General features: G+C 41.8%; 22 protein-coding genes. 5 read left to right on the top strand and 17 right to left on the bottom strand.

All coding sequences use genetic code 11. The features are described from left to right. Positions 1-63 precede the first annotated feature (63 nt). Entirely contained in the window at positions 64-789 is a 726-nt protein-coding gene (locus DEAC_RS07560) for a response regulator (protein ID WP_047809396.1), read from the bottom strand. Then, a complete protein-coding gene (locus DEAC_RS07555; protein ID WP_047809395.1) occupies positions 749-3,427 on the bottom strand; it encodes a sensor histidine kinase in 2,679 nt (892 codons plus the stop codon). The genes DEAC_RS07560 and DEAC_RS07555 overlap by 41 nt, the downstream gene beginning before the upstream one ends. Positions 3,428-3,895: 468 nt before the next feature. Between DEAC_RS07555 and DEAC_RS07550 the strand changes: the two genes are divergently transcribed. Then, a complete protein-coding gene (locus DEAC_RS07550) occupies positions 3,896-4,216 on the top strand; it encodes a hypothetical protein (protein ID WP_083995961.1) in 321 nt (106 codons plus the stop codon). Between the two features lie 271 nt (positions 4,217-4,487). Here DEAC_RS07550 and DEAC_RS07545 read toward each other — a convergent pair whose 3' ends face one another. Both DEAC_RS07545 and DEAC_RS07540 read right to left on the bottom strand, forming a co-directional pair. After that, positions 4,488-4,607 (bottom strand): DUF4023 family protein, encoded by a 120-nt coding sequence (locus tag DEAC_RS07545; RefSeq protein WP_047809394.1) that lies wholly within the window; start codon positions 4,605-4,607, stop codon positions 4,488-4,490. 102 nt (positions 4,608-4,709) lie between these two features. Continuing rightward, on the bottom strand, positions 4,710-5,000 hold the full coding sequence (locus tag DEAC_RS07540; RefSeq protein ID WP_047809393.1) for a hypothetical protein: 291 nt from the start codon (positions 4,998-5,000) through the stop codon (positions 4,710-4,712). A gap of 451 nt (positions 5,001-5,451) precedes the next feature. Between DEAC_RS07540 and DEAC_RS07535 the strand changes: the two genes are divergently transcribed. Beyond that, complete coding sequence (locus tag DEAC_RS07535; protein WP_047809392.1) at positions 5,452-6,198, top strand: C1 family peptidase; 747 nt, start codon at positions 5,452-5,454, stop codon at positions 6,196-6,198. A gap of 108 nt (positions 6,199-6,306) precedes the next feature. Here DEAC_RS07535 and DEAC_RS07530 read toward each other — a convergent pair whose 3' ends face one another. From DEAC_RS07530 to DEAC_RS07515, 4 genes are all read right to left on the bottom strand, one after another. Continuing rightward, the gene (locus tag DEAC_RS07530; RefSeq protein WP_047809391.1) at positions 6,307-6,996 is read right to left on the bottom strand and encodes a PhoH family protein; all 690 of its coding nucleotides are present in this window, start codon (positions 6,994-6,996) and stop codon (positions 6,307-6,309) included. Between the two features lie 365 nt (positions 6,997-7,361). Continuing rightward, positions 7,362-8,000, bottom strand: a complete 639-nt coding sequence (locus tag DEAC_RS07525; protein ID WP_047809390.1) for a carbonic anhydrase — start codon at positions 7,998-8,000, stop codon at positions 7,362-7,364. 291 nt (positions 8,001-8,291) lie between these two features. Continuing rightward, positions 8,292-8,846 (bottom strand): flavodoxin family protein, encoded by a 555-nt coding sequence (locus tag DEAC_RS07520; RefSeq protein WP_047809389.1) that lies wholly within the window; start codon positions 8,844-8,846, stop codon positions 8,292-8,294. A gap of 434 nt (positions 8,847-9,280) precedes the next feature. After that, the gene (locus DEAC_RS07515; RefSeq protein ID WP_047809388.1) at positions 9,281-9,490 is read right to left on the bottom strand and encodes a hypothetical protein; all 210 of its coding nucleotides are present in this window, start codon (positions 9,488-9,490) and stop codon (positions 9,281-9,283) included. Positions 9,491-9,682: 192 nt separating this feature from the next. Between DEAC_RS07515 and DEAC_RS07510 the strand changes: the two genes are divergently transcribed. Beyond that, positions 9,683-10,678, top strand: a complete 996-nt coding sequence (locus DEAC_RS07510) for a polyprenyl synthetase family protein (protein WP_047809387.1) — start codon at positions 9,683-9,685, stop codon at positions 10,676-10,678. On the opposite strand, the gene DEAC_RS07505 is transcribed toward DEAC_RS07510, so the two are convergent. Then, positions 10,675-11,745 carry a tetraprenyl-beta-curcumene synthase family protein gene (locus DEAC_RS07505; protein ID WP_047809386.1) on the bottom strand — a complete coding sequence of 357 codons (1,071 nt, stop codon included), beginning with the start codon at positions 11,743-11,745 and terminating at the stop codon, positions 10,675-10,677. The two genes, DEAC_RS07510 and DEAC_RS07505, sit on opposite strands and share 4 nt — an antisense overlap. Positions 11,746-11,927: 182 nt before the next feature. Between DEAC_RS07505 and DEAC_RS07500 the strand changes: the two genes are divergently transcribed. Further along, a complete protein-coding gene (locus tag DEAC_RS07500; protein WP_047809385.1) occupies positions 11,928-12,134 on the top strand; it encodes a hypothetical protein in 207 nt (68 codons plus the stop codon). 80 nt (positions 12,135-12,214) lie between these two features. Next, complete coding sequence (locus tag DEAC_RS07495) at positions 12,215-12,463, top strand: spore coat protein (protein WP_047809458.1); 249 nt, start codon at positions 12,215-12,217, stop codon at positions 12,461-12,463. A gap of 259 nt (positions 12,464-12,722) precedes the next feature. Here DEAC_RS07495 and DEAC_RS07490 read toward each other — a convergent pair whose 3' ends face one another. From DEAC_RS07490 to cobA, 8 genes are all read right to left on the bottom strand, one after another. Beyond that, positions 12,723-12,929 (bottom strand): twin-arginine translocase TatA/TatE family subunit, encoded by a 207-nt coding sequence (locus DEAC_RS07490; protein WP_047809384.1) that lies wholly within the window; start codon positions 12,927-12,929, stop codon positions 12,723-12,725. 216 nt (positions 12,930-13,145) lie between these two features. Beyond that, on the bottom strand, positions 13,146-13,904 hold the full coding sequence (locus DEAC_RS07485) for an SDH family Clp fold serine proteinase (protein ID WP_047809383.1): 759 nt from the start codon (positions 13,902-13,904) through the stop codon (positions 13,146-13,148). A gap of 93 nt (positions 13,905-13,997) precedes the next feature. Next, a complete protein-coding gene (locus DEAC_RS07480) occupies positions 13,998-14,291 on the bottom strand; it encodes a hypothetical protein (protein ID WP_047809382.1) in 294 nt (97 codons plus the stop codon). A 93-nt stretch (positions 14,292-14,384) separates the two neighbouring features. Further along, on the bottom strand, positions 14,385-15,674 hold the full coding sequence (gene hemL / locus DEAC_RS07475) for a glutamate-1-semialdehyde 2,1-aminomutase (RefSeq protein WP_047809381.1): 1,290 nt from the start codon (positions 15,672-15,674) through the stop codon (positions 14,385-14,387). A 23-nt stretch (positions 15,675-15,697) separates the two neighbouring features. Then, the gene (gene ahbB, locus DEAC_RS07470; RefSeq protein ID WP_047809380.1) at positions 15,698-16,714 is read right to left on the bottom strand and encodes a siroheme decarboxylase subunit beta; all 1,017 of its coding nucleotides are present in this window, start codon (positions 16,712-16,714) and stop codon (positions 15,698-15,700) included. 96 nt (positions 16,715-16,810) lie between these two features. Further along, positions 16,811-17,794: a porphobilinogen synthase gene (hemB, locus tag DEAC_RS07465; protein WP_047809379.1), complete on the bottom strand. Its 984-nt coding sequence runs from the start codon at positions 17,792-17,794 to the stop codon at positions 16,811-16,813. Positions 17,795-18,008: 214 nt separating this feature from the next. After that, a complete protein-coding gene (nirJ1, locus tag DEAC_RS07460; RefSeq protein ID WP_047809378.1) occupies positions 18,009-19,190 on the bottom strand; it encodes a putative heme d1 biosynthesis radical SAM protein NirJ1 in 1,182 nt (393 codons plus the stop codon). Next, positions 19,183-20,700 carry a uroporphyrinogen-III C-methyltransferase gene (gene cobA / locus DEAC_RS07455; protein WP_047809377.1) on the bottom strand — a complete coding sequence of 506 codons (1,518 nt, stop codon included), beginning with the start codon at positions 20,698-20,700 and terminating at the stop codon, positions 19,183-19,185. The genes nirJ1 and cobA overlap by 8 nt, the downstream gene beginning before the upstream one ends. Between the last annotated feature and the right edge of the window lie 2 nt (positions 20,701-20,702).

Raw genomic sequence — 20,702 nt, 5'->3', positions numbered from 1 at the left:
TTATAGTGTCTCTCTTTTTTCATTTTTACCCATGCAGCTGCTAGAAAAAAACTAAAATAATTTTTATAATAATCGGTACCCTACCCCTGGTTCGGTGATAATATGGCGGGGGCGTGAGGGGTCAATTTCAATTTTACGGCGAATTTGCCCCATAAATACTCTTAAATACTGAGTATCATTTTCGTATGCCGGCCCCCAGACAGTTCGCAATAGAAATTTATGGGTCAAAACTTTACCTGCATTTAATCCCAGATTTTTCATAAGCTCATATTCCGTCGGAGTCAGCTTAATTTCGCTCTCAGATACTCTGACCTGGCGATGAGATAAATCAAGCACTAAATCATTGAATTTTAAGATCGGTTCTTCTTCAACTCTTTCCGAATGACGTAAGGCTGCTCGCATTCGGGCCAGCAATTCACCCATACTGAAAGGCTTTGTTACATAATCATCCGCTCCATTGTCCAGGGCAGTGATCTTATCCGCCTCCTGTTCTTTAACGGATAAAATGATGATTGGAACCTTTGACCACTCTCTTATTTTATTGAGAACGTCAATTCCATTAATATCTGGCAGCCCTAAATCCAAAATCACAAGATCTGTACTGTTTAAGGCAACTTCGTCTATACCGGCCTGGCCCGTTCCTACTTCTCTCACCACATACCCATGACTGGTTAAACTGACCCTCAGAAATCTGCGAATCTGTGTTTCATCATCGATGATTAAGATCCGATGTCCTTTCGTATCTATGTTAATCTCCTCCTTCGACTTGAACTTGATCGGAGAGATCATAATCTAAGGGTAAATTAAAGATAATGGTTACGCCGCCGAGTTCATTATTTTCGGCCCAGATATCCCCATTATGAGCATCAATAATTCCTTTGCAAATCGACAAACCTAAACCTGAACCACTGACTTGAAGCGGAGAGCTTAGTCGATAGAACTTGTCAAATACCTTACTCAAATCTGTTTCAGGAATAGGATTTCCCCGATTGGCTACAGCAATTTCTAAGGTTTGTCCAACTTGCTTGACACGAATGAGGATTTTGCTTGCCGGCTCCGAATACTTAACCGCATTGTCCAGCAAGTTGACTAATACTTGCTCTATCAACGCATAATCCGCTTGGACTAAGGGCAACCCTGCTGGAATCTTTATATCAAGGAATCGTTTAGCCAGAACGATATCTAAACGGTTAATAGCCACACCAATAATATCCTGGATATCGCACCAATCTTTATGCAGTTTGAGCATTCCGCTTTCCAGCCGGGCCATATCCAAAAGATTATTGACAAAGCGATTCATTCTTTCAGCACCTTGCAAAATCGTCTGTAATAAATCATTTCTTGCATCCGGCGAATAGACAGAATCATGGTCCTCCAAGAGTCCTGTGGCTGCACCGATAATTGAGGATAGCGGTGTCCTTAAGTCATGGGATAAAGAATTGAATAAAGCCGTGCGCAGGCGTTCAGATTCAGCTAAAGTATGAGCTTGTCTTGCTTCGTCAGCTAACTTTATGCGATTGATTGCCAGGGCAGCCAAACCGGCAAAAGCATCTAAAAAACGGATTTGTTGAGGATTAACGATTTCTTTTTGCTGAAAAAAACAAATTCCCAATACTCCTTGGGTGCCTTGCTCAGTAACTAAAGGGAGATACAATCCTTTGGCCGTCCCTAAAGTCTCGGTTCCTTTTCCAGCTTTTTGTCCTCTCTCATAGACCCAAGTGGCCACTGTCATTTCACTTTCAGTCATAAAATGATCCGTCGTTGAACATTGGCCCATAACTAAATTATTTCGTTCATTAGGCAGCAAAATAACAACCTGACCATCTAACGTTTCGCCAATCTTGCGGGCAATACTGTCCAAAACTCTCTCTAACTTATCAACTGCTGTTAGATCACGGCTAAGAGAATATAACGCAGAAGATTGTTGCTCACGCTGCCGGGAATAATTAATCTGATCTGTTAAACGACCGGAGAGAGTTCCAGTAACAAAACCGGCAAACATTAAAATAGCAAAACTTATAACATAACGAAAATCATAGACCCCAAAGGTATAGAAAGGCGGCACAAAGAAATAATCGAAGCTAACTACACCCATCCCTGCGGTAATAACAGCAGGTAACTTACCCCAGCGGGCCGCGATAAGAAGAACAGGCAGCAAATAAAGCATGAGAATATTAACCGTACCCAGAAAAGATTCGATAGGCGCCACTGCAACTGTCAAAGCTATCATCATTACAATGGACATCAAATAAGGTACTGTTGCCCAAGGCCATCGAGGGGAGATGCGACTTTTAGAAGGATTGTCATCCGTTTCAATTGTTTTAAGCTTCAGTTCTCGTTCTGATACTTCCTTTCGCCCAGATATAACGTGGACACTGATACCATGACTCTTGCGAATAACTTTATCAACTATAGAACCATGCAATAATTCCCGAAAACGAGTTCGTTCCGGTTTCCCGACAATAACTTGAGAAACATTACGCTTACGAGCCAATTTCAGAAGTTCTTCAACGATGTCATCACCATAAGGAGTAACAATTTCTGCGCCCAATTTTTCAGCCATACGCAGGTTTTGTTCAATACTATCATTTTCAGCTTCATTCTGGGGCATTTTACCTGGGAGAGCCACATGGACAGCCAACCATTCTGCGTTTTGCCGTGCTGCCATTCTTTTCGCAGTTCGAATCAGTTTGACAGAAAAAGGATTGCCACTTACACATACCATGACCTTTTCTCCTGATGGCCAGGGACCTGCAATACCATGATTCCGCATATATAATTCCATCTGGCAGTCCACTCGTTTGGCAGTATAACGCAAAGACATTTCCCGCAAAGCATTAATATTTCCGGGACGAAAGAATTTCTGAATCGCTTCTGCAGCTTCTCCGGGGACATAAACTTTGCCCTCTTTAAGTCTCTGCATCAGCTCACCAGGTGTAATATCCACCATCTGAATTTGCGAAGCCATTTCCAGAATGCGATCAGGCACGGTCTCCTTTACTGTAACTCCTGTTATTTGAGCTACAACATCGTTAAGACTCTCTAGGTGCTGAATATTCAATGTGGTATAGACATCAATTCCTGAAATCAATAACTCTTCGATATCCTGATAGCGTTTCTTATGACGCAATCCGGGGATATTTGTGTGGGCTAATTCATCAACGACTACCAGTTGAGGTCGATGCGCTAAAAGGATGTCTAAATCTACTTCTTCAGAGTGGTTGCCCAGATATTCTTGGGTTTTAGCGATCACGGGAATGCCTTTAAGCAAAGCCTCAGTTTCCGCCTGCCCATGAGTTTCAACGAAACCAACAACCACATCCACACCTGCGGTTAATCGTTCCCTTGCTGCTTCTAACATGGCATACGTCTTGCCCACTCCGGCAGCCGCACCCAGAAATACAGTCAGTTTTCCCTGGTCTTTCATGATTGAATCACCTGCACACAAAACTTTCGCGTAAAAGGCAAATTATATAAAGAATAGCAAAATTCAAATGCTGACTTATTATAGCCTAAAACTCCATAAAAATTGTCTAAATATCAACCTGCAAAGCATAAAGAATATATAAAGATCCCCAGAACATTTAAGCAATTATTCTATCAATTTTCTCGTAATTTTTATTGTTTCTCCCCTTGTTCCTTCATTATCTGATCCATAAAATTTAATCCTTTCTCGCGGGGAGCTCTTAGTATAATACCTGTTTTCTCAATATTTGACAATATCCCTAACCAATAAACTAATTGTACTTCCAATAGTATAGTAATTGAACCGAGAGTATTCACCTGCCAAAAGATTGTGTAAGAAAATACATGGACTCAATTCAGAATATAAGGTAAAATATTCGTTGGAGTCAGTTTACTGCATTATGTACGTCAGAATATGGAGGGCCATAATATGTTGAAAGATAATCCTAATAAAATATGGGTCGTTGCAAAACCATTCCAAGCGAATAATCCTGAATATACCCAATATAACGAAGTTGCAGAGGCACTATCCGATTTTGACGATTGGACAGATGATACTGAAAATATTGCGGGTTGCGAAGTATTGTTCCGGGGAATTACTTTAATGCAATCGTTTAAAGGTAACGTTAATGGTGGACTTTGCGAGCAAATTCACCCCGATTGCTCTGTCAGAAAGAATTTACCTAATTCTGAAGAAATCCTTAATTGCGAGGAATGCGTTACAAAGTTAATATTAGACCACGTTGAATAGGACTTAATTTATACCCAAGGCTCTCAGACGAGAGCTTTTCTTTTTTCTGTTGTCTTTTTTTCATAAGTTGAAGTGGAAGTCTTACGATTGGATAAAAAGACAGGGCTGCTACAATATAAATCTATAATAGTAATTTGCCCAAGTGTTTTTTGGGGGAGATAAGCAGAAAAGGCCCGAAAGGCGTCAGCACGTCCTCTCAGGCTAATTTTTTATGCTTATATTATCTATAACTATTTATCAAAACTCCTAATTGTTCAGATCCTCTTAATAGTTATTTGTTGGTACTATGCTGTTTATTGGGCAGCTTTCGATCAGGATTTCCTTTTCCCTGATGTTTCTTATTTTGCTCAGCCTTCTCCTGAGCTTGAAGTATTTTATCTAAATTATCCATGGTTAACCCCTCCTTGAAATTTGAACCCTTCTTACTTTAACCAAACCACAGAATTAAAATGCTTGGGAGCAAAAATTTATCGAAGAAGGCTAACCAACAAGATTAAAGATAAAATAGTACTTTTACTTCATTTTTTGCTTCAAATTCTAAGCAGACGTCTTCTTGTTTGGGATTATAATTGACATTGATGATATCATCAAGTTTTATCCAAAAAACACTCGAATCAGCTCCCCATACAGAAACTTTATCATCAGCAAAATCAATGTTGGTCACTATTCCGAAATCCATGGTACATTCTACAACACATAAAACCTCTAAACACTTTAAGTTCTGACCCAAAAATTTTTGCTTAAGAAATTTTACGAATTCTATTTTAGAGGATAAGGTCAACAATCACTATTCCCCCTTATAACTATACATTTTCGTTATGACTTGTTATCCCTCTACAAATCATCATACAACAACTCGGAGCGATAATCCAAGATATAATTTGAATTTCATTCTCCTTTAACCGATCGCAAAAAAAAATCCCCTCTTCAGGGGGGAATAAGGAGGAGGAAAGAAAAATGAAAAAACCTTTATGTTAACCGCTTAAGAGCGAGGAGTTTTCTGTTTGCTATGTTGTAACTATCATAAAATATAATTGTTACTCTTCCGTGATCTTTATATGAAGAATCTGTTAAGAATTAAAAAATTTTATTACAAAGCCCAATGTAAAATACAACCAGACAATTCTGTTCATCGAAGAGCTTATTCACATTTTAGGACAATCACACGTACTATAATCTGAAAACAGATTCCTAAGGGAATTCGTTACAGAATATTTAGCGAGTGAGGAAAACCTATGGCAAAAAAAGTGTATAAGCTCAAACAAGATAAGGCTGACGAGAGGGATAAACTATTTTACACTTCCCTCTATAAGCAAATGCCCCTTCCCCACGTTGTAGATCTGCGCAGCGGATGTTCCCCTGTTGTTGATCAAGGTGAATTAGGCAGTTGTACTGCTAACGCAATTGCCTCTGGATTACGCGAATACCTGGAACTTCGCAGCGGAAAATTGACACCACTGAGCCGCTTATGGCTTTATTGGGGGGAACGCAAACTGGAAGGAACAGTGGCTGACGATTCGGGAGCTAGTATTCGGGATGGTATGAAGGTTCTGCATAAGTTCGGCTGTTCTCCGGAAAGTGATTGGCCCTATGATATTACAAAATTCAAAGAAACCCCGCCCATTATTTCATTTATTGATGCTCTTCATTTTAGAATTAGTGAATATCACAGGGTGCAGAACTTATCTGACCTCAAATCTGCTTTAGCAAAAGGGTACCCCGTCGTCATCGGCATCAAAATCTATGAAAGTTTTGAATCACAAGCGGTTGCCGAAAACGGAATTGTACCACTCCCTCAAAAAGACGAACAATACCTTGGTGGGCATGCAGTATTAGCTGTAGGATATAGAGACGATAATGATAATTCAGGGATAGTTATCTGCCGCAATTCCTGGGGGGAAAATTGGGGAGCTAATGGCTATTTTTTTCTTCCCTACGGCTATTTCGCTGAAAATGTTTTAGATATGTGGACTGGAAAATGATCCGTTATTAGTGAATTCTATCGCGCTGAAGGTATGGGAACCAAATGGCCCAAATGCCAAAACAGATCCCCGGCTGCATATACCGGGGATCTGTTTAATCTTAAAGTACTAAATTTGGGCTATATCAATAGTATCTGCCCAATTAGCGAGTTCTCCTCGAAAGTTCTTTGTTAGGGATACTATCTTACAATAGGGTTGACCTCTAAAATGCTCCATATAGGGAACAAAACCGCTCTTTGAGCTAGGAATATCAGTTTGCCCTGAATGACCAATGCAAATTACCTTGCAGGAATCGTGTACTCGGGTAAATATTTTTCGCAGTTCAATCGCTGTGAAATTCTGGCATTCATCAATGATAATTACCATATCTTTAAGGTTGGTCCCTCGTAAAAATAAGGGGCTTTTAGGATAACACCATATACCATCCATAACCCGCTTAACGCTGACCTTTCTGCGAATAGCCTCATTAGCCAAGACTTCTTCATTATAAATACACTGAACCGGGTTTTCATTGATTTCCAAAAGAGCATCAATCAGGGGCTGATGATAGATACTCTCCTTTTCCGATTGAGTTCCCGGTCTGAAACCCATAATAGATTCTTGAACCGGATTAAAGATATAAGTAAGCGGCTTTTTCAAAATCTTAGCACAAGCAACAGCCAAGGTTGTTTTCCCAGTTCCGGCTTTCGCATTAACCATTACTAATTGATAATCAAAGATGGCATCCACGTATTCACGCTGTTCAGATGTTAATCTCGGGGCCAGACCAAACAATAGATTATTTTCCGGAAGCGGCATAATTCTCACCTAATCCTTGTAGAATTAATTTCAAAAACTAAAAGTGCAGCTCTAAGTGTAGCAAACTATTTTTTCCTAAGAAAGAATATCAGAATCGAAGTGTTTATAGATAACTTCAACATAGTTTCGAAATTTTCCTTCTCCGAAGTTTTAGTGTCGTTTATATCTTTTTAGATTTTGTCAACTTCGTTTGTTTTATTCTAACACTCACTCAAAATGTGTGGGCGCTTTCTTTGGTCAAGTTATAGTTCTTCGCAATATAAAACAAAAGGTTGCAACAACCATTTTCATGGGGTTTGTTGCAACCTAGGATCCCTTAACATAATTATTTTATCCATATGAACAAACCATTTATTGAATATGGCTTAATTTGCCAATTCAAAAACTCCTTTTAAGGCATTATATATGAAAACTTCCCCAGATTCAATAGTATAGTACATACCAATGATATCAATTTCCCGCTTATTATACTTTTCAACAATAAAAGGATACGTTAATAAGTGTTTAATTTGTTCTACGATATTGATTTGCTCTGTTAACCATTCTCTCTTCATTATATCGTCTGGATCGTCCAATTCTTTTAAAACTCTCGTTTTAACTGTTTGGGCAAGCTCAAGCCACTTTTTAGTAACAGGCAATTCGGTAAGTTCTTCATCTGAAAGATAGATCGAGCCGCATCCTCCGCAATTCGAATGACCGCAAATGATGATCTGTTCGACCTTCAAAACATTTACTGCGTATTCGATACAAGCGGTGGTGGCTGACATTGGAGCCTCTTGTTCCAGGACATGATGATATTGAGGAACGATATTGGCGATATTCCTGACAACAAATAATTCCCCCGGTAAAGACTTGGTAATTAGTTCCGGGACAACTCGAGAATCAGAGCAGCCAATAAATAAAGTGTGAGGCTGTTGACTTCGCTTTAAGCGACAAAATAAGTTTTTATGCTCCTCATAATCTTGAGTTCGAAATTTTATTAAACCAGCAATTAAATTATTCATATTAGCACCTCCCAAAATCAAGGCTTCAATTCTTCATCACACCTGCAGATTAGCATTCAAGTTGTTATTAGTCAATCTCCGATATTATAAAGCAAAATGATCATGATCAGGTATTTTTATATCATTGCCGTTATTGCCGCTCCCAAATTCAAGTCCTGTTTAAAAAACCCTAGTTTTAAGCAGAAGGCTCTAAATTCATAATTGAAAAATTCGTTAATGATCCTAAGAGAAAAACCAACGACAACTTGTCGCTGGCTTCAAAAAATATGTGAAAATTTGTCGTTAATTTTTTCATTTACATTTATAAGAAGAAACCATTTCTTTTGCCGCAGCTTTGATGGTCTCAAGCTTATAGCTTTTATTTTTTTGAGTGACTCCAATTAAGTCAAATTTTTCAGCTTTCACTGCCAGAAAAAGTCGTTCGAGGGAAGTAAGGCATGAGGTAAGTCCATTTCCGCTTCCCCCCGCAGCTGCTATTTCTATGATCGGTTTGCCTTCCAAGTAAGACTTCTCTCTAAAGGCTTCACAGCGGCGAAGACGATCCGTAAAGGCTTTAGCTGATTCGCTCATCTCGCCAAAATATACAGGGGTCACGAAGACAAAAGCGTCAAAACCAGCTAAAGAAGCGTGCAGTGCTTGAAATTCATCTTGGACTTGACATTCATGGTCATTACGACAGGGTCCCCATCCACTGCCACAAGCATGACAATGACCGATCTTTTGCCGGTTTAGATTGACTAACTTCGCATTTCCTCCGGCTTCGAGGACACCCTCCTTGGCGGCATTCCCACAGGCTGCCGTTAATCCATCTTGATTAGGACTACTCGTAAAAATTATAACATTCATCAAATCATCCTTAACCTTTCAATTACCATGTTACTTTATTGTATCAAGAAAATAATGTCTTTAAAAGTGTATTTTCTAGCATAACTTTGTACTTTTTATGTTTTATTAAAAAGTATGTATCTTTGTTCTTCTAGATCCAATATTCGGTATATTGAACGGCGCTGTCATTGTTTGAACCTTGATTAGGACTCTAAATTTAGATAATAGAAACATTTAAAAGTAAATATTGTACACATAATAAACAAGCGCAATACTTGCTGGAATTGTAATTGCCAAAAGGTAAGCTACAATGGTTGGCTTAATTAGCTCCTCCCAAACAGTCTTCTGTCTCATTACACCATACTCCTTATTGTTTCTCCTGTGATTCTTCAGCTGCTTCGGTGGGGGTAGAGTCTCCCACCGAAGTCTCGATGTTCAGCTTTAGCTGAACGAGTTCACTCTTTTAACTGAGTCCCTTCCATAATTCCACGATTATGAAATACCTCATCAACTTCGAGGGTAAGCTGACCTCCTTTTGCGTTTTTCCGACCATTTGTCCCGTATTTCGGTGTCTGATCATCATCGACTACGCTAACTACACCTGCAGGCTCCCATGGTTGACGATTTAATTGCGAAGCATGCTCTTTGTCATTTTCATTGCCCACTGCTATACCTCCTCAGCGTCCTTATTTCAAGTTAAAATCATAAATCACCGTCAATTTATGATTTCCCTCATAATTTAAAATTAGTCACTTTTTTTGTTTTAGATATCTCGTGAATTTATAGTATCCAAAAATGCCCTTTCAGGCATAATATAAAGGCGTTTGTATTTTAAATAGAGGGCTGAGGCTGATGCTATGAGTATTCAACAACAATTGCATGACTCCCAAAAGACAACGTTAGACTCTTTAAGATTTCCCGAATTGCTATTTGTAGAGGATCAACTCCATGAAATACTTAATAAAGCTGATGGTTTAATTCAAAAAACTTGTGTTACTTTATTAAAATCAGGCGGTAAACGAGTACGTCCTTTACTGACGCTTTACAGTGGAATGTGTTTTGGCCCCCTCAACTCTTTAATGATTAAAGCTTCAGTTTCCGCCGAAATGATTCACATGGCCTCTTTAATTCATGATGATATCATTGATAAATCTGAAACAAGACGTGGTAAACCGACAATAAATTCAATCTATGGTGACCATGCAGCCATTCTCACGGGAGATTACCTCTTTGCCGAAGCGTTCAATATACTCTCTACAGAACAGTTATTAAAAACTATGCGCTTCTTTATCGAGGCAATTCAATCCATGTGTGCGGGAGAAGTGAATCAAGCCGCAGCACAATTCTCCGATACTATTGAAAAGGAACAATATTTTAAGCGAATCGCTCAAAAAACAGGAATTCTTTTGGCTGCCTGCTGCCAATCAGGTGCCCTATTAGCAGATGCTGGTGCCGAGGAAATCGAAGCCTTTCGCGAATTCGGACTAAACATTGGATATGCGTATCAAATCACTGATGATATTCTCGATCTGAGCGGCAGCACGGAATCTTTAGGTAAACCTGTGGGAAGCGATCTACTTAATGGCAATATAACACTGCCCCTCATCTATCTTATGGATAACCCGGTTTACGGTAATTGGCTGCGGGAGATTTTGATCTCTCATAAAATTAACTGTCAAGGACTCCATAGTATCTATGAAGCCTTAATAAGTTCCCGCTCTCTTGAGAAAGCCCAACTCACAGCTACACAGTGTATTGACAAAGCAAAAGCCTGTTTAGGCAAAATTCCTGCGAGTCCGTATCGAACAGCGCTCATAAATCTCTCTGACTCCATTTTGCTGCGAACATCTTAAAGACGCTTATGCTTTCGTAACTGACAACACAGCCAAAAAAGAACCCTTACACCTACACCATTACTCTTGAGCAATTGTTTAGTTATTACGCGTATTTCCCGATCCTGACTTTTGCCGTCCGATAAGTACATCGCAAGAAGGCCTTGAACGACAGCTCGTTCAAATTTTACAAACCGAAGTGATGCTGCCTGTTCAAGGGACTTTCTGACAAAAAGTTTCAGGCGAGCAGCTACCCTCTCCGAACCGGCATAATAAGCCACAAAATTTAACTGGCCGGTTTCATGATCTTCACGAAGATCGATGAAATAGTCCAATAAAATATGCAAGCCGCAGATCCACGGAAAGTAAGCTTGATGAATTTCAGTAACGTCCTCTTCCCGCAAGTGAGGATCCTGAGAAGCCGCATACAAACAGAAAATTCCTAAGGTTGAACCTGTTGCGGCCGCAAATTCCCAGGCGGTAATTGCCGGATACAGTTTCGTATAAGGCTCAATCCATTGAAGCATGACAGATTCTCGTTGGGCGGCGGCTAAATGTTTATAGGTTTGCAGCTTTGAATAAAGCCGAGCCAAATCTAAAACTGTCTCTTGAACGAGATCATAGGATGGCAAGTCTTTTAGGCTTGCTTGACAAGTCCTGACTAATTGCTCGAGATACCCTCCATCCTCCTGATAAGGATAATACCTGTAATAATCTGATAAATCGGACTTTGGCAGCAACGCTTCCTCCATAGCCAGATGTAATTGGGCAAAGGCCATTTCATTCTCTACATCTAAGCTATCTACTAAATTATCCAGATAGTCGCTTATAGTCTGATAAGCGACTATAAACCGTACTGTCGCTCTCAGATTCGCACCGGGATATAAGGCATAGATACTGCCTCCTTGACAGTGAAACGCTTTGAGACGAATACTTTCCTGAGCCTGACTGCAAAGACGAGAATCAGGAATAAGTTCGGCTCGCTGCAGCCAGGTCATAAGTTCTTCTTTAACTACGGGAAAAACCTTTGTTACAAAATTATAAATTAAGGCTGCCCGATTGACAGATCTTTTTTTGACTATGCTCATTCCTCGTTCTCCTTGTTTTGTTTAAGGTGTTGACTTCAGATATAGTCTTGCCAAATATCTGCCTTTCTCAACCTTCTTCCCGCCTGCTGCCCCTTGATACTTTGCTCAGTCCAATATTTAGAAAACATATTCCTAAAGGGAAGGGGCATACTAAAATCATTATGACAGAGGGGAGGTTGACTATGAACACAACAAAACCTGAACTGACAGCCAAAAACCTGGCCATTTTAAATGATCAACTTGGTGCTGAAGCATTGCTTGTTCACAAGTTCGCTCAGGCATCCCAAACCGTTCAAGACCCGGCAGTCAGCTCGCAGCTATCTTCAATTTCTGAGCTGCATCGTAAACACTATGATACCCTGCTCAATTATCTAAATTCTCATCAATAAATGAAACTAACGTTTAAACGAATTGACGAGAGCAGAAACCTTACCAGAAAGGGGTGATTTAATTGGCCACACAGACCACAATGTCAGAACAAGAAATCATCACTGACCTGCTGACAAGTGAAAAACATGTTACATCAACTGTAAATACCTTCATCACGGAATCTACCTGTGCCAATTTAAGACAAAACCTTAAGACGATTCTCGATGAAGAGCATAACATTCATGAAAATCTTTACAACATCATGAATTCAAAAGGCTGGTATCCAGCGACTGACGCTGAAGCTCAAGAGGTTCAAAAAGCAAAGGATAAATTCAAACCCCTTCAGTAATTAGATAAAACATACCTATTTATGCCAATATAACTGAAGGCGACACTTAGAGTCCTACTTTCTAAACGTATAAAGAAAACTTGGCTGGCGCCAAGCCTTGCGCAGGCGGCTGCCTAGTTGCCCTTATGCTTAGAAAGTATATAACGCAAGTTTATACTTTCTGATAGTACAAAAAAGACGGGGTGCAGTTAACCCCGTCTTTTTATAGTCTCTATCCAATCGGAAGACTCCCGCTTCTACAAGTGGGAGTGGTTGTTGTTTACTCAGCTTTATCCAGATTAACTGCTTTATTTTCCGGAGGATTCGGCACGCTCTCGTCACCTTGACTCGCTGTCTTAAATTCTTTAATCCCCTTACCTAAAGCTTTCCCCACATCCGGCAATTTTCCTGGACCAAAAATAACTAAGGCAATAACTAGAAAAATACCTGCCTCCAAAGGGGACACTAAACCAAACGTTGTCAGCATCTGATCCACCTCCATAAAATTTTGACTATAATACACTAGAAAACTATAACGGCTTGAAATTAGAACATAGTACAAGTTAATCCTATCGTATTACGAAACAACAAGCAATATGTTTTTTGTGGAAAGTTAGAAAAAGACTGCATTAAAGCAAGTCTTTTTCTAAAGTTTCTCCATTATAACCATCTCTTCGAGTTATAACTTGCCTTATCAGGTAATTTACTTTTCGTTAAAGATTTCTTCATAAGCGAGATATAAGTTCCAAATGACCTCCCATAATTCACCTTGAGCCACAGTAACATTCAAGCCAAGTTCCTTGGCTTCTTGATGACCTATGGGATATCCATGGGAAAAATAACCCTCAGTTAATGCCCGAGCCACCCTTTCAATACGTTCCGGAGAATCCTTGAACATGTAGTTTGACATCAATATTTCCGCATATTGACGTGAAGCCTTAATTGTTTTTTCATAATCACCAATAAGCCAAGGGTCAAGCTTATTGAGCATTGGCGTAGCCAAAAATGAAACAACTTCAGGATCACCGCTGGTAGTAATTGATCGCTGCAAATAATCAAAGCAATGCCAAACGGCTTGAACCGGTACAAGAATATCCTTATACACGGGATGTTTAACGAGAGGATCAATAGGTCCCAATTCAGAAAGAGGACCCATGATGACCTCATCAGCCCCGAGAACCATCATCGATGCGGCGGATTTAGCCGCAAAAGGGACAATAATAGAAAATTCCTGGCAAAACTCGCGAATTAACATAACCACTTTATAAGGAGTATCTACAGTTCCGCCATAACTATGCAAGATCAAATCAATTTTTGGAGTCGGTCCAATCTTCTTCAGTTGTTTATACAGTGGTACTAAAATAGAATCATCCAGTGGAGAATATGAAAAATAGACTAAGACTTTGGAATTCCTCAACCCTTCTAAACGTTCAAGCAGATTAACACGTTCTTCTTCGTTCAAACCAAGTCCCCTCCCAGCCATCCTCACGTACCATATTATTCCAATATGTGTTTGGTCGTGAATGTCCCGAGATCAGGAATAACGAAATGACAATTAGGAGGGTTTCTTGGGCAAGGTTACATTAACCTTTGATTTTTCATGACAGCTTTGGCAAAAATCTTCCCCGCCAAGACCCTTTTTTTCATGACAAGGGTAACATTGTTTCCAAGGCTGCTGATTATTATCGACCGCATAGCCATGACCATGTGGTCCGTTAATCCAAACATCTTTAGGAATTGAAGCGTGTGGATTAGAAGGATCATGGTTTTGCGAAACAATGATAACAGCAACTAAAGCCCCAAACAAAGCCACGGTAATGATCGTTCTTAATATGCGTTTTCTGTCCATAGATTTAAAACACCCCTGTCGAATCACACTTCCCGGCATTTATAAAAGTATCGTTACGCTGGCAGCCCAGTTGGCACCGACACTCTGGCCTTTCTAGAGGGTTTTTATGACTAAGCGGGCTTGTTCAAGAGTATTATCGATATCGGCATCAGTGTGTGCCGTCGATAAGAAAACTGCCTCAAACTGGCTCGGGGCTAAGTAAATCCCCTTTTCAAGCATGCCACTGAAGTACTTGGCAAACCGTTCAACGTCTGATGTACAAGCACTTGCATAATCTTTAACAGGTCCCTCAGTAAAAAAGACAGAAAACATGGCCCCGAGAGCATTGACCCATACGGGGAGCCCAGCCTCTTGGGCAATACGTTTTAAGCCTTCCGCCAGGCGAGACGTCTTACGATTAAGATCCTCATAAACACCGGGATGTTGTAATAATTTAAGAGTGGTCAATCCGGCATTCATGGCCAAGGGATTTCCTGATAACGTCCCCGCTTGATAAATAGGGCCACTGGGCGCTATTTGCTCCATGTAACGTTTTTTTCCGCCGTAAGCCCCTACCGGCAGACCCCCGCCAATAACTTTGCCCAAACAGGTTAAATCCGGATCAATTCCGAAATATGCTTGAGCGCCGCCATAACTGATGCGAAAACCCGTCATGACTTCATCAAAGATCAGCAATGAGCCATACTCTTCCGTCAAACGGCGGACACCCTGCAGGAAGCCTTCTTCCGGCAAGACCACACCCATATTGCCTGTAACCGGCTCGAGAATTACCCCGGCAATCTCTTCCCCTTCACGTTGGAAAATTTCCCGAAGTCCTTCCAGATCATTATACTTTGCCGAAATGGTTGTCGCTGCAGTTTGCGGCGGGACACCGGGAGATGTCGGCACACCGAAAGTCAGGGCACCGCTCCCAGCCTTGATTAAAAGCTGATCAGAATGTCCATGATAACAGCCTTCAAATTTGACAATCTTGGTTCTGCCGGTAACACCTCTGGCCAGACGCAATGCACTCATCGTGGCTTCCGTCCCGGAGTTAACCATGCGAATCATTTCCATTGAGGGATATGCTTTCAGCACTTCCTCAGCCAGATCAGTTTCGACTTCCGTCGGCGCACCGTAACTTGTTCCTCGTTCAGCCACTCGTTTAATCACTGCCACGACCTCAGGATGAGCATGACCAACTATGAGCGGTCCCCAGGAACCTACATAATCCAGATAACGATTGCCGTCAATATCCCAGAGATAAGCACCCTCAGCCCGATCAATAAATACAGGATCTCTACCTACCGATTTAAAGGCTCTTACCGGGGAATTGACACCGCCGGGAATAACTCTTTTGGCTTTAGCAAAGGCTTGGCTGCTTTTTTCATCAACAAACGGCAAGTGAATGACCCCCTTTTACGAATCTAAAACGACTCTTCTTCAAGAAAATACTGCATGCTGCTCTTTTTCAATTCAGCTGTACTAAAAAGCATAGAATATTCTGTAACGCCGGTTGCTTGAGAAATTCTCTTCATAACCTCATCACAATCCTCAATGGTCTTCCCATGAATCATCGTGAAGACATTATACGGCCAATCAGGCAAAGTTGGTCTTTCATAACAATGACTCACTTCTTTAAATTGAGCCATTATTTTACCGACCTCTTCTGCGCGGGCAGGTTCAACCTGCCAAACGCCCATTGAATTGGCGACAAAACCGGCTTTTTGGTGCCGCAATACCGCACCAAAACGACGCAAAACCTTAGCTTCCAATAAGCTCTTGGCACGGGAAATCAGCTTTTCTACCGTCCAGTTAAGCCTTTCAGCCAAGACAGTAAACGGAGTTGAAGAATCCGGTAAATCCCCTTGAATAATTTGAATTAGAGCTACATCATCATGTGTTAAATCATAGGGTTGACGGCTTCCACTATGAGTTACAGCTTGATCTCCGTTTTCCGCAGAAATTAACGGTTCTTCCTGAGTATCCTCTTCGTCGCTAAAATCAAAGTTTACATTAATTTTGAACAAGTGCGTCGCAGGTAGGTTATAGACCTCAGAAATATCCAAATCCTTGCGTATTTTGTGAATAATCTGCTCTGCAGCTTCTTCTGAACGGGCTATCAACGTAAACCATACATTATAGTCATGATTGCGAACATAATTATGCGTTATACCTGGGATTTTATTAATCAATTTGGCTAGAGCCGGAATTTTCTCTTCCGGAACTTTTGCTGTGCACAAGGTACTAAAATAACCTAACTTCCGAGAATCAAAAACCCCGCCCAGACGACGGATAATTCCTTCCCGGCGAAGTTTTTGAATTCGCAAGAAGGCATCCTCTTCTGTCGTACCTACAATTTGACCAAGAACTTTGTAGGGATGAACATCGATAGGAAATTGTTTCTGGATCTCGTTAAGTAAAGCACGATCGGCAGAATCCATACTAAACCCCCTTCCTTCCCTGATCCGGGCACCACGGCTCCTCAGCCATATAGTCCCCATCATTATGGCAAGCATTTGTTGTATGCCAAGATACTATCACAAACGCCCCTCCTCATTTAACCAACGTGCAACATCAAGAGCATGATAAGTGATCAGCAAATCAGCTCCCGCGCGTTTCATACTGACCAAAGCTTCCATTACGATACGTTTCTCATCAATCCACCCATTGGCAGCTGCGGCTTTTACCATAGAATACTCCCCGCTGACATTATAAGCAGCAACAGGCAGTCCAAATCTTTCTTTGGTGCGATAAATGATATCGCCATAGGCCAAAGCGGGCTTAACGATAATTAAATCCGCACCTTCCTCAATATCTAATGCTGTCTCCAGCATGGCTTCATTGCCGTTAGGCGGATCCATTTGATAGGTACGACGATCCCCAAATTGAGGCGTTGAACCTGCCGCTTCGCGAAAGGGTCCATAAAACCCTGAAGCAAATTTTGCCGAATAGGCCATGATGGGTATATGGGCATAACCCTCCTTATCCAGCAAATCACGAATGGCGGCAACTCTTCCATCCATCATGTCGGAAGGGGCTACCATATCCGCCCCGGCACGGGCATGAGAAAGAGCAGTTTGAGCTAAAAGGTCTAACGTCGGATCGTTCAAAATCTCGCCTTGTTCAATCAAGCCGCAATGTCCATGGTCGGTATATTCACATAGACATACATCCGTAATAACATACAGCTCAGGATAATGTTTTTTGGCGATACGCACAGCCTCTTGGACAATACCATGCTCCGCATAGGCCCCTGAACCAACACTGTCTTTGCTCTCGGGTATGCCAAACAGCAAGATCGCAGGTATCCCTAATTTCACCACTTCATCCAAAGCTTTTACAAATTCGTCCAGTGAAAAATTATATACGCCCGGCATTGCAGAAACTTCCACTCTCGTCTTCTCACCCGGCATAACAAACATCGGATAAATCAAATCATCAATACGAAGATGATTTTCCCTAACCATCTTCCGAATTGTCTCACTTGCCCGTAAGCGCCGCGGGCGTCGTTTCAGATCCATGCCACTTACCTCCCAAAAATACTTTATCCTAATACTAGGCATTTTCCTGCTCCGAAAATTTATCGTCCTCAAAGGGAAATGGCCTCGCCCACAAGAGTAACCCATCGCATGAAAAGGAGTCTTTCTGTTCTCCAGTGAACTCGTTCAGCTACAGCTGAACATCGGAGCCGCTCCCACTTGTAGAAGTGGGAGTCTCACGAGTCATTTCATTCTCTTAGTTTTCTCTTACCCCAATCTCCTCGTCTGTCAGATAGCAAGCTGGGTCAGATTCCCAGAAGTCTCCTGTCACGGCCTCTGCTCGAGTCCGGAAGTTACCGTTACACATATCCAAGTACTTGCAGGCAGCACAGCGGCCTTTCAGCAAGGGCTTCCTATCTTTAAGCCCGGCAAGAATCGGCTGCGAAACATCTGTCCAAATATCGCCGAATTTACGTTCCCGAACATTGCCGAAGGTAATATGCTGGGTAAATTGGTCAGGATGCACATACCCCATAGGGTCAACTTCGCCGAAGGCAATTCCTGAACGGTTTCCTCCGTTAAGGCCAATCAGGCCCTTAATCCTTTCAGCCTTCTCCGGGTCATCTTTAAGCGCTTGGACGTACATGTACACTCCATCACAGTGATTGTCAACGGTTAAAATTTCCTTTTTTAATCCTCGTTCTTCAAAATCCCGCGTACGGCGAATGATTGTCTCCATAGCCCGGCGAGATTCTTCCGGAGTGACATCATCACTGATCATTTTGCTGCCGCGTCCTGAATAAACCAAATGGTAAAAGCAGACTCTGTCTATATTTTCGGCTTCGATAAAATCAAAAATGCTATCTAATTCCTGCAGATTATGATGATTAATTGTAAAACGAAGCCCTACGCGCTGGCCAACGGCAACACAGTTTTGAATGCCCTCCATGGCTGCCTTAAACGCGCCTTCTTTACCCCGAAACTTATCGTTAACATCTTGAAGTCCATCTAAGGAGATCCCCACATAGGACACGCCAATTTTTTTCAGCCGTTTGGCAACCTCAGGGGTGATTAGTGTCCCATTGGTTGATAAGGTTGCCCGTAATCCTTTGGAAATCGCATACTCTGCCAGTTCGAAAAAATCGGGACGAATTAAGGGTTCTCCGCCTGAAAATAGAATAACCGGGCATTTAAAGTCCGCCAAGTCATCAATAAAATGCTTGCCCTCTTCGGTCGTCAATTCTCCTGTATATTTTTGAGCGTCAGATTCCATATAGCAGTGAGCACATTTTAAATTGCAGGTACGTGTCGTGTTCCAAACGACGACAGGACCGGAGCCCGTCGTTGTGCCATGTTTTGCTCCCTGGGAACTCTGACTATAGCGCAAGGAATCTCCGAAATACTCAGTATCAAATAGAAGCTTAGTAACACTAATCATGTTTTTTTCCCTCCAGTAAGGCTTCAACAAGTCCTTGAATGGTATATTCTGAAGCTTCTCGATGGATTGTCAGGCCCATTTCCCGAGCGGTAGCACTCGTTATCGGTCCAATTGAATAAAGCAAAACATTCTGCAATAACTCTGTTTTTCCGTCGAGTAATTTAATAAAGTTCTTCACAGTTGATGAACTTGTAAACGTCACCCTATCAATTTCCTTACTTTGCAGCATCTGTTGCAGATCTGCCCGATTGGCACCGCCGAGAATTGTTTTATAGGCAGGAACATCCCAAACTTCAACGCCCATGGCTTTAAGGGAATCAGGAAGAATAGTTCTGGCTTCTTCAGCCCTGGCCAGTAAGACCTTATCCCCTGATTTAACGAGATGCCTTAAACCTTCGGCGACCTTTTCGGCCCGATACTCTTCAGGTACGAAGGCCACTCGCAGTCCTCGTTTCTCCAGGGCCGCTTTTGTCGCCGGGCCGATAGCGACTAGCTCTAAGCCCGCTAAATCCCGGACATCTCCTTGTTGTTCCAAAAGTTCGGCAAAAAACGCTTCAACTCCGTTGACACTCGTGAAAATAAGCCATTGAAAACTCTGCAAATCTTTGAGAGCTTTCAATAACAAAGACGCGTCTGTTGGCGGGGCAATCTCGATCGTCGGAAACTCCCAGGCCTCTCCGCCCAGACTCTCTATTGCTTGAGATAACTCACTAGCTTGATGACGAGCGCGGGTGACAATAATTCTCTGGCCAAATAATGGCTTCTTCTCAAACCATTGCAGTTTTTCCCGCAAAGAAACGACCTCGCCAACAATAATAATCGAAGGATTGGTAAATCCTTCTTCCTTAACTTTTTCGGCAATGGTCCTTAACGATCCCACCAGGGTGCGCTGTTCCGGCCTTGTTCCCCATTGAATGATACCGACAGGAGTAGTCGGTTCTTTGCCGTTCTCCATAAGTTTTTGGGCAATTAACGGGAGATTCTCCATTCCCATGAGAAATACAAGCGTCCCGTGGGATCGGGCAATATGATTCCACTGAATCGCGGTTTCATTTTTGGTCGGATCTTCGTGACCTGTTATGACGGCAAAGGATGAGGTTAAGTCACGATGAGTGACGGGAATTCCTGCATAAGCCGGAACTGAAATAGCCGACGTAATCCCCGGAACTACTTCGAAGGGAATCCCTGCATCCAATAAAGCTTCGGCCTCTTCTCCCCCTCGGCCAAAGACAAAAGGATCCCCGCCTTTAAGACGGGTAACAATTTTCCCTTCAAGTCCTTTAGTTACAAGCAGCTGATTAATCTCATCCTGCTTAAGAGTATGACGATCCGGCGATTTTCCAACATAGATAAGTTCACAATCCGGGCGTGTCAGATTCAAAAGCCTCCGGGATGCCAAACGGTCATAAACTAAAACATCCGCTTTGGCAATACATTCAGAGCCTTTAAGGGTAATTAGCTTTGGATCTCCCGGACCGGCACCGACTAAATATACATATCCTTTATTCAAAA

The organism is Desulfosporosinus acididurans, from assembly GCF_001029285.1.
Classification (GTDB): Bacteria; Bacillota; Desulfitobacteriia; order Desulfitobacteriales; family Desulfitobacteriaceae; genus Desulfosporosinus; species Desulfosporosinus acididurans.
This window is presented reverse-complemented; position numbering and strand designations above follow the sequence as displayed.

Bases quoted from the DNA above. Each gene is read 5' to 3' on its own strand.
- DEAC_RS07560 (WP_047809396.1), bottom strand. From the start codon at position 789: ATGATCTCTCCGATCAAGTTCAAGTCGAAGGAGGAGATTAACATAGAT.
- DEAC_RS07555 (WP_047809395.1), bottom strand. From the start codon at position 3,427: ATGAAAGACCAGGGAAAACTGACTGTATTTCTGGGTGCGGCTGCCGGA.
- DEAC_RS07550 (WP_083995961.1), top strand. From the start codon at position 3,896: ATGTTGAAAGATAATCCTAATAAAATATGGGTCGTTGCAAAACCATTC.
- DEAC_RS07545 (WP_047809394.1), bottom strand. From the start codon at position 4,607: ATGGATAATTTAGATAAAATACTTCAAGCTCAGGAGAAGGCTGAGCAA.
- DEAC_RS07535 (WP_047809392.1), top strand. From the start codon at position 5,452: ATGGCAAAAAAAGTGTATAAGCTCAAACAAGATAAGGCTGACGAGAGG.
- DEAC_RS07530 (WP_047809391.1), bottom strand. From the start codon at position 6,996: ATGCCGCTTCCGGAAAATAATCTATTGTTTGGTCTGGCCCCGAGATTA.
- DEAC_RS07525 (WP_047809390.1), bottom strand. From the start codon at position 8,000: ATGAATAATTTAATTGCTGGTTTAATAAAATTTCGAACTCAAGATTAT.
- DEAC_RS07520 (WP_047809389.1), bottom strand. From the start codon at position 8,846: ATGAATGTTATAATTTTTACGAGTAGTCCTAATCAAGATGGATTAACG.
- DEAC_RS07510 (WP_047809387.1), top strand. From the start codon at position 9,683: ATGAGTATTCAACAACAATTGCATGACTCCCAAAAGACAACGTTAGAC.
- DEAC_RS07505 (WP_047809386.1), bottom strand. From the start codon at position 11,745: ATGAGCATAGTCAAAAAAAGATCTGTCAATCGGGCAGCCTTAATTTAT.
- DEAC_RS07500 (WP_047809385.1), top strand. From the start codon at position 11,928: ATGAACACAACAAAACCTGAACTGACAGCCAAAAACCTGGCCATTTTA.
- DEAC_RS07495 (WP_047809458.1), top strand. From the start codon at position 12,215: ATGTCAGAACAAGAAATCATCACTGACCTGCTGACAAGTGAAAAACAT.
- DEAC_RS07490 (WP_047809384.1), bottom strand. From the start codon at position 12,929: ATGCTGACAACGTTTGGTTTAGTGTCCCCTTTGGAGGCAGGTATTTTT.
- DEAC_RS07480 (WP_047809382.1), bottom strand. From the start codon at position 14,291: ATGGACAGAAAACGCATATTAAGAACGATCATTACCGTGGCTTTGTTT.
- ahbB (WP_047809380.1), bottom strand. From the start codon at position 16,714: ATGGATTCTGCCGATCGTGCTTTACTTAACGAGATCCAGAAACAATTT.
- hemB (WP_047809379.1), bottom strand. From the start codon at position 17,794: ATGGATCTGAAACGACGCCCGCGGCGCTTACGGGCAAGTGAGACAATT.
- nirJ1 (WP_047809378.1), bottom strand. From the start codon at position 19,190: ATGATTAGTGTTACTAAGCTTCTATTTGATACTGAGTATTTCGGAGAT.